Source organism: Pseudomonas sp. LB3P14 (assembly GCF_054898045.1).
Genome location: NZ_CM142714.1, coordinates 942,351 through 954,967 on the forward strand (window position 1 = coordinate 942,351; position 12,617 = coordinate 954,967).

Genomic DNA, 12,617 nt, shown 5'->3' on the forward strand with positions numbered 1-12,617 from the left:
CGGACGTCGGGGGCAGCTTGATTGGTGTGGGCCTTGGGCCGTCAGCTTGGCCAAGCCCTGTTTGATGTGTCCGGCGTTCTCACCGATCGTGTGAAGCGCGCCGCGGACATTGTCGCCAGTATCCGACGCACCTTGGCGCTCGACCCTCAAGGTCTACTCCATCACGGCCGCCTCTAAGGCCAGCTGGTTTTGGTACAGACGTTCGAGGACATCGGGTAGCGAGTATTCGCGAGAGGGCATAGCTTCGACTCCATTCGAGAGAGTGGGGAGCTTAGCAGCGGGAATGTCTGACAACAAAAAGCCCGCGCATGGCGGGCTCTCTGTATGGGGTCAAATCCTTTTGTCCGTTCAATCTGCGCTCCGTTCTGTGAGCACTTCGTGAAAAGCATGTCGCTGGAACGCAAAAAAACCGGCACTTAGCCGGGCTCTCTGTCGATGGGGCCAAATCCTTTTGGCTGACCACATTGTGCTTGGTGGGTGTGACGAAGGCATGACAGGGCGGATACGAAAGCGCGGGCAAAAGCCCGCGTAAGGCGTGCCTCTCCATGAGGATTGATCGGTTATCGGTTAAACCGCTCAACCAATGAGTACTGCGTGGACGCGGTCTTGGTCAGTTCCTTATTCAGATCTGCCGATTGGTGCGCCTGTTCCGAGGTTTGATCGGCCAAGTGGGCGATCGTGGTGATGTTTCGGCTGATTTCCTCGGCGACGGCAGTTTGCTCTTCAGTGGCCGCGGCAATCTGGGTGGTCATGTCGGTGATGTGGGAGACCGCTTCGCTGATCCCCACCAATGCCTCGTCTGCCTCAAGTACCCAGGTCACACCTTCTTGGGCCTGACGATGACCGCTCTCCATGGTCTGCACAGCATTGTTGGACGACGTCTGGAGCTTGGTGATCAGGTCATGGATCTGGGTGGTGGATTGCGAGGTGCGTTGGGCCAGTTGGCGAACCTCATCGGCCACGACAGCGAAACCCCTGCCCATGTCGCCGGCGCGCGCTGCTTCGATGGCGGCATTCAGTGCCAGCAGATTGGTCTGATCGGCGATGCCTTTGATCACGTCAACGACTGTCCCTATTTCGTTGCTGTCCTTGGCCAGCTGTGCAACCGTCAGACCTGTCTCACCAACGACAGCGGAGAGACGCTCGATAGCCTCTCGGGTGTCTCGGGCCACATCGCGGCCGCGACTGGTCAGCAGGATAGCTTGTTGGGTAGCATCAGCCGTACGCTGGACGTGGCTGGCGACTTCCTGGGTGGTCGCGGCCATCTGGTTGACCGCGGCAGACACCTGTTCGGTTTCGACGCGCTGGCGATCAAGGCCTTTTGAGCTGTCAGTGGCAAGTACGTCGGATTGTCCCGCCAGCTCGCTGAGTTGCTCGGCGGTGTCTTGCAGGCGCGTCAGGCAAGTCTTCAGGCGCGAAGTCTGGCTGACGAAGGCGGTTTCCAGGCGGGCTTGTGGTCCGCGCGCATCGCTGTACATCTGAGCGATTAGTGAGTCGGAGGTAGAGGGCTCAGCCATCTGCAGCAGGCGCAAAGTTCCTCGCATCTGCCAGCGTGAAGAGAGCAAGCCGATCGGCATGGCTATGCCTACGGCCACGGCAATCGCCACGGGCGCGCTGAAGAACAAGCCGCTCATGGTACCCGCCAGTCCCATAGCTAAGTACGGCAAGCAATCTAGCAGAGCAGGTTGCCAAGCGTCTTGGCGGGGGATGGCCGGTTTTCCCTGGCTGATGCGCTTATACAGGGATTCAGCACGGCGAATCTGATCAGTCGTCGGTTTGACTCTGACCGATTCAAAGCCCACCACCTGGCTGCCTTCAAATATCGGTGTGACGTACGCGTTGACCCAGTAGTGATCGCCATTTCTAGAACGGTTCTTGACGATACCCATCCACGGGCGGCCTTGCTTGAGAGCACCCCACATATGGGCAAATACGGCAGGGGGGACGTCAGGATGGCGGACGATATTTTGCGGGGCGCCAATCAGATCGGCTCTATCAAAACCACTGATCTCTACGAAGGCGTCATTGCAGTACGTAATAACTCCTCGATCATTTGTCGTCGAGATGAGTTTCTGCTGAGGTGCGAGTGAAATCTCACGCTGCGTAACTGGCTGATTATTTCTCATTCCGATTGCTCCTTGGTTCCTTTAAGAGGCCATCGGCTAGTACGTGAAAAAGGTTAGCGTCTTTTTTCTAAAATCTCTTTTATAACAATGAGTTGAATTAAGGTTTTGAACTATTTTGCATCCGAATTGCTCGTGTGGATATGGCCTTGATTTTGATTGAAAAAACTCGTCTGTAGACTCAAAGAGGCAAGCTTTTTTTTATCAACAAGCAGTCAGCTTGCCATCGCAATTCTCAGTGCTACCGCAGCCTCAAGCAGCTTATTCGCCTGGTTCGAGACCGCCGTCGCCAAGACATCATTTCCAGCGTCCTTCAGCATTGTTGCCAAATCGAGCAGTTTCCCCACCTCGATCTCAACGACGCGAACGGATTCAGTTATCTGGTATTGAAGTGAGTGCGCCATGCCATCAAACCTCGTTCCAGATCGGCTAGGGGCATGTTCCCTAAATATCCCCGCCAGGCCAACTACCCATCTCTGGATCATGAGTAATTCTTCCTGCCTTCACCTTATCTGCATGTGCAATCAGCCGGTCTGCCAGCCGGTGCAGCATTTCGATCTTTTACATCGCTACCTTCAACTCGACCTCGCTGCACTGCTTTGCTGCCCCTAGTAACTCATGAGCGGCTTCTTCTAGGGCGCGCGAAGCGGATTTCAGGTCGCGGCACAGTTCTTGATTCGGTTTGGTGAGGGCCATGTTGACCTCAGGCTATTGACTCGGGATTTTGGACAGAGATCTCGGCCGACCGGGCGTTAAGTCTTGCTTCGTCAGCTTTAAAAATAGTGATCAGGTGATGGATAGCCTGGGCATCGATCTCATTGCCGGCGAGAGTCAGCCGCTCAGCGATACGCTTTAGCTCCACCGCCGACCATTTAAGATCGGAGGCGATACCTTGAAGGTCACGCCTGAGTTCCTGATTGGGTTTGGTAAGTGCCATCTAGCCCCCTGCAAGTTTACGTCGCATTAGTTGATTCGTGCTTACTTAATGGAAAGTCACAACCCTGCGACTTTCGCCAATCCTGATCCGATCCAGGGCCCGGTTTAACGCATCCAAGGCATCGAGGAGGGCTTTCGCCTCGGTCTCTCGACCATCTCCCCAAAGGCGCTCAGCCATTTTGTTCAGGGCTTGGATAGATCTTTCAATGTCTGCAGCGGTTGCTGTTGTGGTGTCTGCCGCGCGCTTCTTTGGCATTGTCAGAACTTCTGCAGCGCCCGCACGACGACGCCCACGATCCGGCAATGCTCGTCAAACGGTTCAATTGGGTAGCCAGGGTTCAGCGGCTTTAAGAACAGCCTCCCGCCATCGTTGACGAGCTTTTTGAACGTTGCCTCATTGCTCTCTGGCAGTTTGGCGATCACAAGTTTTCCAGGCGCTGCCTCTGCTTCTGTGTCCACCAGGATCAGCGTGCCTTCAGTGATGCTTTGTCCGGCTGGGGATGTCATCGAGTCGCCTTTGACCTCCAGCCAAAACGCCGCACCCTTTGAGTCGTACTCGGAAAACTCATAGCGATCTGAGAAGCCGGCCGGGTAGGGCTCCACTGCTTCGGCCCATGTGCCAGCGGCGACCCAACTGATCACCGGGTAGCGGTAGGACTCAGCTTGCTGGCGCACATCGCCGACGATCGAATCGTATTTCGCTGTGCCGGTCATTGGACCAATATTCTCAGACAGCCAGATTGCGCTCACGCCGCACGCATGCGCGATTTTCGGTAGATGCGCGCTTTGAAGGTTCTTTCCAGTCTCCAACTGCGAAATCACTGGCTGCTCGACCCCTGCTTTTAGAGCGAGAGCCTTTTGCGTCAGCTTGGCGTGAATTCGTGCGGATTTGATTCTTTCAGCGAGTGTGCTCATCCGCTGGAATTTATAAGTTTCCTTATTGGCCTGCAAATAAGTGTCCTTCTACTTTGGGTATAAGCAAACTTATCGTGAGGGTGCTCATATGACCCCCATCGAAAGGCTCGTCGACTACTTCGGCGGGCAGACCAAAACAGCTCTGGCTCTCGGCGTATCTCAGGCTGCGGTTTCGTACTGGGTGTCCGGCATTCACTTGATGAGCGCAGAGAAGGCATTCAAGGCGGAGGAGCTTACCGCGGACAAATCACCACTTGTGCGCTTTGTTCTCGCCATCAGCCAACTCGTAAATCCGCCACCTAACCCAGCCCTGTCACACCGAAAGCGGAAGTGAACCTATGGCCTACGACGATAAAGCGCACCGGCACGAGCACCAGATGAAGGTGCGCCTCGATGACGAAGTCTTTCAGGAGCTCAAGGACGTTGCCCGGGACATGAAGCTGCATGCCTGTGGGTTTCTACGGCCTTTGTCATGCTGGCCGCGCTGATTTCTATTGCTTTGCCCAGGCACACCGAAGCGATACCGTCGACATGACAAGATGAAATCCCACTGGATTCGTATTTCGCCGACCTAGGCGGTGGAGGTTCGAGGTGATGAGGGGCTGCTCATGTTACTGCCGCTACCATCCGCGTAGCGCTGCCAGATTTCAAGATCCCCGACAGTGCCGTTTTTCCGGACGAATCATCCCTGCTTGGTAGAGAAAATCGCTGGCATTTGAAGATGCAGGTAAATGGCCAAAAACCTCAGGCCAAAGGTGAAAATTAAAGCGATCCAACCGGCGACCCTGACCGAGGGGAATATGTTGCGCAACACGACGTAAAGGGTGCACCCTAACAAGATCGGTGTGGCGTATATCTCCCGTGACATCAACAGTGAAACTCTTCCAGCCAGGACATCGCGGGCTATACCGCCTCCAATACTGGTCAGCACACCCATCATCACTGCCAAAGGCGCGGCGAGGTGCAATGCCAGCACTTTTTCAGTAGCAGCCAACCCGAATAGCGCAGCCGCCAAGCCGTCGAGATAGAGCAGCAGCCGATAACGTCGTTGTAATCGTTGGGTCAGAAAAAAGGCTAGCAGTGCGGCAATCAAGGCGGCCCAAATGTAATTGAAGTCAGCAATCCAGAAGATCGGTAGATCCAGCAGCAGATCTCGTAGGGTGCCACCACCAATAGCGGTGATGATGCCAAGCACCACAGCGCCGAACAAATCGACATCGGCTTTTTGGATAGCTAGCACACCGGTTATTGAGAACACGGCAATGCCTAGCATCTCCTGAAAATAAAGCATCCTGTGTTCCTTTCTCAGGTTACCCAACACCCAACTATGTTGAGACAGTAGTCCAAGATGGAGAAATCGCTTTTTCGGGCAAATGGGCCCGGCTTCTGCAGTTAGGTAAGCACCTCTTTCTCACAATGGACGCAACTACTAGCATCGTCTATCACCATGGTGTTGGATTAGGGGACGGATGTGTGTGCCGTGCGCAACACTCTGCAGCACTTGGGAGATCTCGTGGGCGGTAGGAGGGGCGATTCATCTCGATCAAAGTAAGACAGGAAATGCCATCCACCCGTAGTGCCTCCAGTGGCTGGAAAATTGATTGCGGCTTTCCTGGTGATGTAGGGCTCACGAGACACTCGGCATAGGTCAACATCGAAGTGAGGCATGCTCAACCTCTCCAGGTACTCTCGCAACATTGCACTGAGTCTTGATGGCCTCTTTTATAGGTAACTCACATCACTCAATGCTCATGGGCATGTGAATGGATGGTCAGGGCACCAGGCACCTTGGTGCGTTCGAGCCCGCCACGTTCCAGCCACCGGAGGGTCTGCTCATAGGCGCGCAGCAGCAAAGACTCGGTCTGGTCAAAGTTGAACACCGAGACATCCACAGGGCACAAGGGCGGGACGATATGCAGGCTGGTGAGAGTGCGGAAGTGTTCGATGTCGCTCACCAGTTGTCGCATGCTCATTAGATTGACGGTGTGCAGGGCTAAGGCGACCAGGCCTCGGGGCGGTTGTGTTAGGGCGCAACTCACCCCGGTAGGGATTACCACGACGTTGGTGGCTCCCAAGGCTACGGCAGTCGAAATAGGTGTATTGCTTGCCACGCCGCCGTCAACCAGGAACTGATTGGCGATTTGTACGCATGGGAACACCAGTGGGATGGCAGCGCTGGCCAGTAACGCCTGCTCAAGTTCGCCACTGGACAGAACCGTCTCGGCACCACTGAGCAGATCGGTGGTGACGATGTGCAGGGGCAACGCCGCCTCCTCAATGCGGTGGATGGGCAATGCCTGATCCAGCAGTCGCTTCAAGGCCGCCGGCTGCAACAGAAAGCCCCGCCGTTTGATCAGTCCTCTACAGGTATCGAACCAGGAGAGGGGAAAGATGTCAGTTTTACACAGCCCCCGCCAGAATCCGGCGAGCGCCTCGACGCCATCGGAATCGGGCCTTGCGGCAAAGTAGGCCCCGTTGATAGCGCCTACCGAAGCGCCAACCACCATATCGCATCGAACATTGGCCTCAACGAGGGCCCGCAACATACCCACCTGCACCGCACCCAAACTGCCGCCGCCAGCGAAAACGATTGCGGTTTTGGTCGCCATGGTCGAAGTCTCGGTGCAGAAATGTACCGATTTAGTGTAGCTGACGGATCCGCGTTACTTCCGGGTGCTCGCCATGCTCGAGCCGTCGCAAGCTTGTAGTTCCGGACGATGCCGAATCCCAACGGAAACGGGATGAATGCGGGACGGAGCGCGCTTCTACTCCCAGACGACACCCATAGCTTTCAACATCTATGACAACGAAGAGAAGCTGCGTCTGTGGACGACCTATAAGGGCCGAGAAGAGGCTGAAGGTGAATGTCAGCAACTCAATCTGGAGTGGATTCAAAGCGTCCTATCGGATCGGGACTCCATAACTGGGCATAAACATTCAGTAGTCCAACAAAACCATCGGCGCCAGGCGTTACGAAGCGAGTGGATCAAAGTCCCAGGGACGTACGACCTACACCATTCTGACGCGGATGCTCGGTATTGAGGCGCGAACAAACAGCGTCTGCCTCCACCCTGACCTTAAACACACCATGCTTGCTAGCTGAGCCTCCTTCGACAAGATCAACGACCCTGTATCGCTTACTGCCATCGTCCATTCCTGTGGTCTCGATGACTTTGAATCTTGGGTGCATGGTGCGTTCCCTACTGAAGAATGGTGCCCTACAAGTACCGGTAAGACTCCATGATTTCAACAAGTATGCAGGATTGAGCTGAGACAATTTATGACAGCGCAACGTGCTTCTCCTTTTCCCCAACTGCTGGCGTTAACTGCAATGGGGCGTTGAGCTGAATAGGTATTCACACCTTTTCAAAGTCGCTTACAAATCCGTATTCGGGTTGCACCATGTGCATTGCTACTAGGCTGTATTGGCAGGCAACCCCTCTAGACCAGCCCTTTCGTCAATCGCAGTCGTAAAACTGAAACATTACAGTCATAGAATTGACACGACTTCTTACACCTTCTTTCAGTCGGCCTTCGGCCCTTTTTCATGGATGAGCAAGCCCCATGCGTCGTGTTGTATTCAATCAGAAAGGGGGCGTTGGAAAATCCAGCATTGCCTGCAATCTTGCCGCAGCGAGTGCTGCCGAAGGCTACCGAACGCTGCTGGCTGATCTCGATCCTCAGGCAAATTCGACACACTATCTCACGGGCCTGATCAACGAGAGCATCCCTTCGGGCATCGTCGATTTTTTCAAACAAACACTATCCGGCGGCTTCGAAGGTAGAAGGAATCGCGTGGTCATAACCGAGACCTCTTACGACAACCTTCACTTGGTGACTGCCAGCCCTGAGCTGTCAGACCTCCAGTCAAAACTCGAGAGAAAATTCAAGATCAATAAGCTGCGCAAGCTACTGGTTGAACTGTCCGAGGATTATGAGCGCATCTATATCGATACACCTCCGTCACTCAACTTCTACACATTCAGTGCCCTGGTGGCTGCGGACAGTTTGCTGATCCCATACGATTGCGACAGTTTTTCTCGCCAGGCGATGTATCGCGTGATCGCGCAGGTAGAGGAGCTACGTCTTGATCACAATGAATCACTGAAAGTAGAGGGGGTGGTGGTCAATCAGTTCACCGGGCACACCAGCATTCATCAAAATATCGTTGATGAGTTGTTGGCCGAAGGATTACCTGTGTTGCCGGTGTACCTCAGCAGCTCCGTCAAGATGCGCGAATCTCACGAAGTTTCAGTACCCATCATCCATTTGGCCCCTCGGCATAAGCTTTCTCGGGCGTTTTTTGGTTTGCTGGATGCTCTGGAGCGAGCCGCTTAGCTTCATCAATGACGGGTTGCTACAAGCGTAATCGCCCCCTCAGGTTGTCCCTCCAGCTAGCGTCAAATGAGCCGGAGCCGGTGATTCAAGCCAGTTCGTGCAGCTGAAATACTGTCGAAACATTCTGGCCATATGATTCGCGTCACTGAAATCCAAGGAGTTGGAGATGAATCGACCATCAAGAAGCATGCGCAAACTGCTCGACTCCGTCGCCACTAACAATGAGGTAGCGGCGCTCGATATGATGCGCGCAGTAGAGCAGCTCCAAGACGAAGTGCTACGCCAACGGTTGCTCAACATGATTCACCGACTCAACCAGGACGCTATTGACTTGCGAATGGCGCGTGACGATATCCAGGGCGGAGCCATAAAGCTCGCGTGATCGGTCTCGGTGACGTCTCTTGGTCTGTATGCCGCACTGGTCTCTTGGGCCAAGGGCGTATTGGCCCGTCCCGAGCTATCCCGGTGGGGCAGCCGGGTAGTTGGGTCGACGTTCATCTGCGTCGGAGCCGCCATCCTGACCATGCGTCGACAGACTGCATAAGAGGAGGGCGGCCAGGTACCGATTAGCGCAGCACAGACGCCAAAACATCACCACTGATTTGATGCAGAGCCTGCCTCTTTCAAGCCAGGGTAATCATTGAGCGCAAGGCTAGACTCACCATCGTCCATTGGCTCGCGCACTGATTTATGTATCACTCCGGCTTCAGCATCCGCACGCATCTGCTCGAGCTCCCTGTGAAACGCCTTGTCCTGAACCGTGGGCTTACTGGTGTATGGCTTTCGTTCGGGTTCAGGCTGTGCTGCATAAGTCGTTACCGCATCAGGGTCGTTCTGTAGCTTTTCTTGAACTTGCGATTCCAGCATCGCACGTAGCGCATCTTTGTCGGGGCGAGTCAGCAATTTGTCAATCCTATTAGGAAACCAGGCACCCAGTAATCGACTGGGCCAGTGGCCGGTTGAGGAACATCCAATCGATCGTGTTGAAAAATTTGGGCTGCAGATACAGCCACAGGACTTCAGGTCGAAGAGAAGAGGCGAATCATCAATTTCTTCCAACACGGCGATCGTGTCAAATTGGGAGCATGCCTGGGATGATTCCGTAATCGACAGAAACGCAGGCAGTGAGAGAGTACCCGGCCGATCCTCAGCCGTTGGCACGTCGAAGGTCGCATGAACTGCCAGACGCACCTGGAAACCAAGGCCACCTTCAAGCTGCCACTCAACGCCGATAACTCGGCGATTGACGACGACAGTATCGAGGTGGAAGTACAGACCCGTGACACAGTCCTGAAACGGCCAAATGCGGCAGGTCTGCTCAGCGCCGACAGCGCCGCCTCTGCGGACGCGCCGTTTAAGCTGGAAACCTACTGATCCACAGCGGGCTTTGCCCGCTGCTGGTGCGGCGGCCGAAGGCAATCTTCGGTCGTTGCGCCTAGGGGGGGGCTTGTCAGTGGGGATGGATCTCGATCTGAACCTGAGCAACTGAAGCGTTCGGGTTAATGACATACTCCCGATTGGCTATGAGCAGAACCCAATAGTTTGCCTTGGTATTTCTCCTTTTTTTGCTCTTGAACTACCCCAATAACAAGTCCAGAATTGAGTCTTTTCCTGCTTCGGCAGGAAAAGACACCCCTTAGATTTCAATGGGTCGGACGTCAGATGCGAGTCTCGTTTCCCGCTCCAAGCATTAAAAAATGGACCTCTGAAAAGAGGTCCATTTTTTTCGTCCAGAGAAAAGTGGAGCCCAGCGCCACGGTAGAAAATTCCTTTGCTGCCGTCTTTCTTTCCTGGCGGGCCTTCAAGGCTGTTGCAGATCGGTCGTATCTTCGCCAAAGACATTCTGCCCTGGCCTAGCATCGTTTCGATTGCAGCTTTCGCAGAGTCTGAACGCAGCGGGAAAGTGTCGCGTAAGATCAATCCCGTCAAACATCGGAGTTTCACCCTGTCGAGTGAAGCTAAGAAAATCAAGCTGTCTTCGACGCTACATAGGTAGGGCAACTTGTTGCCTCACACCGGCCCTTCGGCCATCGACTGTTACAAGACGCCACTTTTACAGTTTTTACGTAGCCTATTGCGCATCTAGCAGAATCGCACGCTTCCTCCTGATTGATGCAACGAATGCCACGTCAGGGCCTCATATAGAAACGAGCAGTGCCATTGGTGCAGGTGCCAGATGCGATGGCCGGGAGCATTTTTTCATGACAACAGGTGATTGTTTTTATGACGGCGGCTGAGAAAAACCATGTGGAATGGCTGGTTGAGCAATCGATGCTTCATGCCGCAAGGCAGCGGGCCAAACTCTACTCTGGGCAAGGTCGATTGTGGCAACAGCCTTATGCTCATACTCGGCCCCGTGATGCTTCTGCCCTGGCTTCGGTGTGGTTCACCGCGTATCCGGCGTCCATTGTTACTAGCGAAAATGGCACTGTGCTGGAGGCCTTGGGTGATGAAACCTTATGGCACGCGCTGTCGAAAATCGGTATCCAGGCTATTCACAATGGCCCGCTGAAAAGGTCTGGCGGTCTTTCGGGCACCCAGCACACGCCCACGATTGACGGAAATTTTGACCGCATCAGTTTCGAAATCGACCCGCACCTGGGCACCGAGGCGCAGCTTCAGGCGCTGACCCGTATGGCCGCCGCGCACAATGCGGTCATCATCGATGATGTCATCCCATCTCATACTGGCAAAGGCGCGGATTTTCGCTTGGCCGAGATGGCGTATGAAGATTATCCGGGGCTCTACCACATGGTGGAAATCCGCGAAGAGGATTGGCCGCTGCTACCCGACATCACTGAGGGGCGCGATGCACAGAATCTCAGCCCACAGCAGGTAGACGTTCTACGGGACAAGCATTACATCGTCGGCCAGTTGCAGCGGGTGATCTTCTTCGAGCCAGGGGTCAAGGAAACCGATTGGAGTGCGACACCGATCGTGGTGGGCGTTGATGGCAAGCCGCGACGTTGGGTTTACCTGCATTACTTCAAGGAAGGGCAGCCGTCGCTGAACTGGCTGGACCCGACCTTCGCCGCACAGCAGATGATCATCGGAGACGCACTGCACGCCATCGACGTCATGGGTGCGAAAATCCTACGTCTGGACGCCAACGGATTTCTCGGTGTAGAACGCAAACTCGACGGCACCGCCTGGTCTGAAAGCCATCCGTTATCGATCACCGGCAACCAGTTGCTGGCCGGTGCGATTCGCAAGGCCGGCGGTTTCAGTTTTCAGGAGCTGAACCTGACCGTCGACGATATCGCCGCCATGTCCCACGGCGGCGCCGATCTCTCGTACGACTTCATCACCCGACCCGCCTACCAGCATGCGTTGCTGATGGGCGATACTGAATTTCTGCGGTTGATGCTGCGTCAGATGCATACCCTCGGCATCGATCCGGGCTCGCTGATTCATGCCTTGCAGAACCATGACGAACTGACCCTTGAGCTGGTGCATTTCTGGACCCTGCACGCCCATGACACCTTTCTCTACCAGGGCCAGACTTTTCCCGGCAACATCCTGCGCGAGCACATTCGCGAGCAGATGTACGAACGCTTGGCCGGAGAGCACGCTCCCTATAACCTGAAATTTGTCACCAACGGTGTGTCCTGTACCACCGCCAGCATCATCACGGCAGCGCTCGGCATTCGTGACCTCGATGCGATTACCCCCGCGGATATTCAACAGATTCGCCAGATTCATTTGCTGTTGGTGATGTACAACGCGATGCAACCGGGCGTGTTCGCGTTGTCTGGCTGGGACCTTGTAGGCGCATTGCCGTTGCCGGCAGAACAGGTCGCGCATTTGATGCTCGACGGCGATACGCGCTGGATTCATCGCGGTGCCTACGATCTGGTTGATCTCAATCCAGACGCGCCTTTTTCGGCGGGTCAGATGCCACGCCCGAAAACGTTGTACGGCAGCCTGACCAGTCAATTAAAAAACCCGGATTCGTTTGCCTCGCAGTTGAAGAAAATCCTTGCTGCTCGGCGTTCCTACGATATTGCGGCCAGCCGCCAGATTCTGATTCCGGACGTGGAGCATCCGGGGCTGCTGATCATGGTCCACGAGTTGCCGGCCGGCAAAGGCACACAAATCACCGCGTTGAACTTCGGCTCGACACCGATAACCGAAACCCTGCACCTGCCAAATATTGCACCGGGGCCGGTGGTCGACATCATCAATGAGCGGGTCGAAGGCGATCTCACGCCTGAGGGCGAGTTCACCATCACGCTGGATGCTTATGAAGGATTGGCACTGCGTGTGGTCAGTAGCTCGCCGATGATCTAGGCACTGCGCCGGAGA

General features: G+C 54.9%; 14 protein-coding genes and 3 pseudogenes. 7 read left to right on the plus strand and 10 right to left on the minus strand.

Annotated features, from left to right (window positions below; genetic code table 11):
- Positions 1-30: 30 nt before the first annotated feature.
- From ACYZT5_RS04480 to ACYZT5_RS04510, 7 genes and pseudogenes are all read right to left on the minus strand, one after another.
- Positions 31-240, minus strand: a pseudogene (locus ACYZT5_RS04480) (hypothetical protein); the annotation flags it as partial.
- Between the two features lie 320 nt (positions 241-560).
- A complete protein-coding gene (locus tag ACYZT5_RS04485) occupies positions 561-2,126 on the minus strand; it encodes a methyl-accepting chemotaxis protein (RefSeq protein WP_462049983.1) in 1,566 nt (521 codons plus the stop codon).
- A gap of 212 nt (positions 2,127-2,338) precedes the next feature.
- Positions 2,339-2,527: a hypothetical protein gene (locus ACYZT5_RS04490; protein ID WP_462049984.1), complete on the minus strand. Its 189-nt coding sequence runs from the start codon at positions 2,525-2,527 to the stop codon at positions 2,339-2,341.
- A 157-nt stretch (positions 2,528-2,684) separates the two neighbouring features.
- Positions 2,685-2,819, minus strand: coding sequence for a hypothetical protein (locus ACYZT5_RS04495; RefSeq protein WP_462049985.1), 135 nt, complete (start codon positions 2,817-2,819; stop codon positions 2,685-2,687).
- 7 nt (positions 2,820-2,826) lie between these two features.
- Positions 2,827-3,060, minus strand: a complete 234-nt coding sequence (locus tag ACYZT5_RS04500; protein WP_462049986.1) for a hypothetical protein — start codon at positions 3,058-3,060, stop codon at positions 2,827-2,829.
- 45 nt (positions 3,061-3,105) lie between these two features.
- Positions 3,106-3,315, minus strand: a complete 210-nt coding sequence (locus tag ACYZT5_RS04505; RefSeq protein WP_462049987.1) for a hypothetical protein — start codon at positions 3,313-3,315, stop codon at positions 3,106-3,108.
- A 2-nt stretch (positions 3,316-3,317) separates the two neighbouring features.
- Positions 3,318-4,010, minus strand: coding sequence for a LexA family protein (locus tag ACYZT5_RS04510; RefSeq protein ID WP_462049988.1), 693 nt, complete (start codon positions 4,008-4,010; stop codon positions 3,318-3,320).
- 52 nt (positions 4,011-4,062) lie between these two features.
- Here ACYZT5_RS04510 and ACYZT5_RS04515 point away from each other — a divergent pair.
- Positions 4,063-4,277: pseudogene (locus ACYZT5_RS04515) on the plus strand (Cro/CI family transcriptional regulator).
- Between the two features lie 35 nt (positions 4,278-4,312).
- Entirely contained in the window at positions 4,313-4,462 is a 150-nt protein-coding gene (locus ACYZT5_RS04520) for a hypothetical protein (RefSeq protein WP_462049989.1), read from the plus strand.
- Positions 4,463-4,656: 194 nt separating this feature from the next.
- Here ACYZT5_RS04520 and ACYZT5_RS04525 read toward each other — a convergent pair whose 3' ends face one another.
- Positions 4,657-5,265 (minus strand): trimeric intracellular cation channel family protein, encoded by a 609-nt coding sequence (locus ACYZT5_RS04525; protein ID WP_462049990.1) that lies wholly within the window; start codon positions 5,263-5,265, stop codon positions 4,657-4,659.
- A 451-nt stretch (positions 5,266-5,716) separates the two neighbouring features.
- Positions 5,717-6,583 (minus strand): patatin-like phospholipase family protein, encoded by an 867-nt coding sequence (locus tag ACYZT5_RS04530; RefSeq protein WP_462049991.1) that lies wholly within the window; start codon positions 6,581-6,583, stop codon positions 5,717-5,719.
- A gap of 955 nt (positions 6,584-7,538) precedes the next feature.
- Here ACYZT5_RS04530 and ACYZT5_RS04535 point away from each other — a divergent pair.
- The 3 genes and pseudogenes from ACYZT5_RS04535 to ACYZT5_RS04545 form a co-directional block, all read left to right on the plus strand.
- On the plus strand, positions 7,539-8,312 hold the full coding sequence (locus ACYZT5_RS04535; protein WP_462049992.1) for a ParA family protein: 774 nt from the start codon (positions 7,539-7,541) through the stop codon (positions 8,310-8,312).
- 166 nt (positions 8,313-8,478) lie between these two features.
- Positions 8,479-8,694 (plus strand): hypothetical protein, encoded by a 216-nt coding sequence (locus ACYZT5_RS04540; protein ID WP_134100720.1) that lies wholly within the window; start codon positions 8,479-8,481, stop codon positions 8,692-8,694.
- Positions 8,695-8,856: pseudogene (locus tag ACYZT5_RS04545) on the plus strand (LysE family translocator); the annotation flags it as partial.
- 47 nt (positions 8,857-8,903) lie between these two features.
- Here the strand turns inward: ACYZT5_RS04545 and ACYZT5_RS04550 are convergent.
- On the minus strand, positions 8,904-9,215 hold the full coding sequence (locus tag ACYZT5_RS04550; protein ID WP_462049993.1) for a hypothetical protein: 312 nt from the start codon (positions 9,213-9,215) through the stop codon (positions 8,904-8,906).
- Positions 9,216-9,485: 270 nt separating this feature from the next.
- On the opposite strand from ACYZT5_RS04550, the gene ACYZT5_RS04555 reads away from it, so the two are divergent.
- A complete protein-coding gene (locus ACYZT5_RS04555; RefSeq protein ID WP_462049994.1) occupies positions 9,486-9,686 on the plus strand; it encodes a hypothetical protein in 201 nt (66 codons plus the stop codon).
- An 849-nt stretch (positions 9,687-10,535) separates the two neighbouring features.
- Entirely contained in the window at positions 10,536-12,602 is a 2,067-nt protein-coding gene (gene treS / locus ACYZT5_RS04560; protein ID WP_462049995.1) for a maltose alpha-D-glucosyltransferase, read from the plus strand.
- The last annotated feature ends 15 nt before the right edge of the window (positions 12,603-12,617 follow it).

Bases quoted from the DNA above. Each gene is read 5' to 3' on its own strand.
- ACYZT5_RS04535 (WP_462049992.1), top strand. From the start codon at position 7,539: ATGCGTCGTGTTGTATTCAATCAGAAAGGGGGCGTTGGAAAATCCAGC.
- ACYZT5_RS04530 (WP_462049991.1), bottom strand. From the start codon at position 6,583: ATGGCGACCAAAACCGCAATCGTTTTCGCTGGCGGCGGCAGTTTGGGT.
- ACYZT5_RS04485 (WP_462049983.1), bottom strand. From the start codon at position 2,126: ATGAGAAATAATCAGCCAGTTACGCAGCGTGAGATTTCACTCGCACCT.
- ACYZT5_RS04555 (WP_462049994.1), top strand. From the start codon at position 9,486: ATGAACTGCCAGACGCACCTGGAAACCAAGGCCACCTTCAAGCTGCCA.
- ACYZT5_RS04540 (WP_134100720.1), top strand. From the start codon at position 8,479: ATGAATCGACCATCAAGAAGCATGCGCAAACTGCTCGACTCCGTCGCC.
- ACYZT5_RS04495 (WP_462049985.1), bottom strand. From the start codon at position 2,819: ATGGCCCTCACCAAACCGAATCAAGAACTGTGCCGCGACCTGAAATCC.
- ACYZT5_RS04490 (WP_462049984.1), bottom strand. From the start codon at position 2,527: ATGGCGCACTCACTTCAATACCAGATAACTGAATCCGTTCGCGTCGTT.
- ACYZT5_RS04500 (WP_462049986.1), bottom strand. From the start codon at position 3,060: ATGGCACTTACCAAACCCAATCAGGAACTCAGGCGTGACCTTCAAGGT.
- ACYZT5_RS04525 (WP_462049990.1), bottom strand. From the start codon at position 5,265: ATGCTTTATTTTCAGGAGATGCTAGGCATTGCCGTGTTCTCAATAACC.
- ACYZT5_RS04520 (WP_462049989.1), top strand. From the start codon at position 4,313: ATGGCCTACGACGATAAAGCGCACCGGCACGAGCACCAGATGAAGGTG.
- treS (WP_462049995.1), top strand. From the start codon at position 10,536: ATGACGGCGGCTGAGAAAAACCATGTGGAATGGCTGGTTGAGCAATCG.
- ACYZT5_RS04505 (WP_462049987.1), bottom strand. From the start codon at position 3,315: ATGCCAAAGAAGCGCGCGGCAGACACCACAACAGCAACCGCTGCAGAC.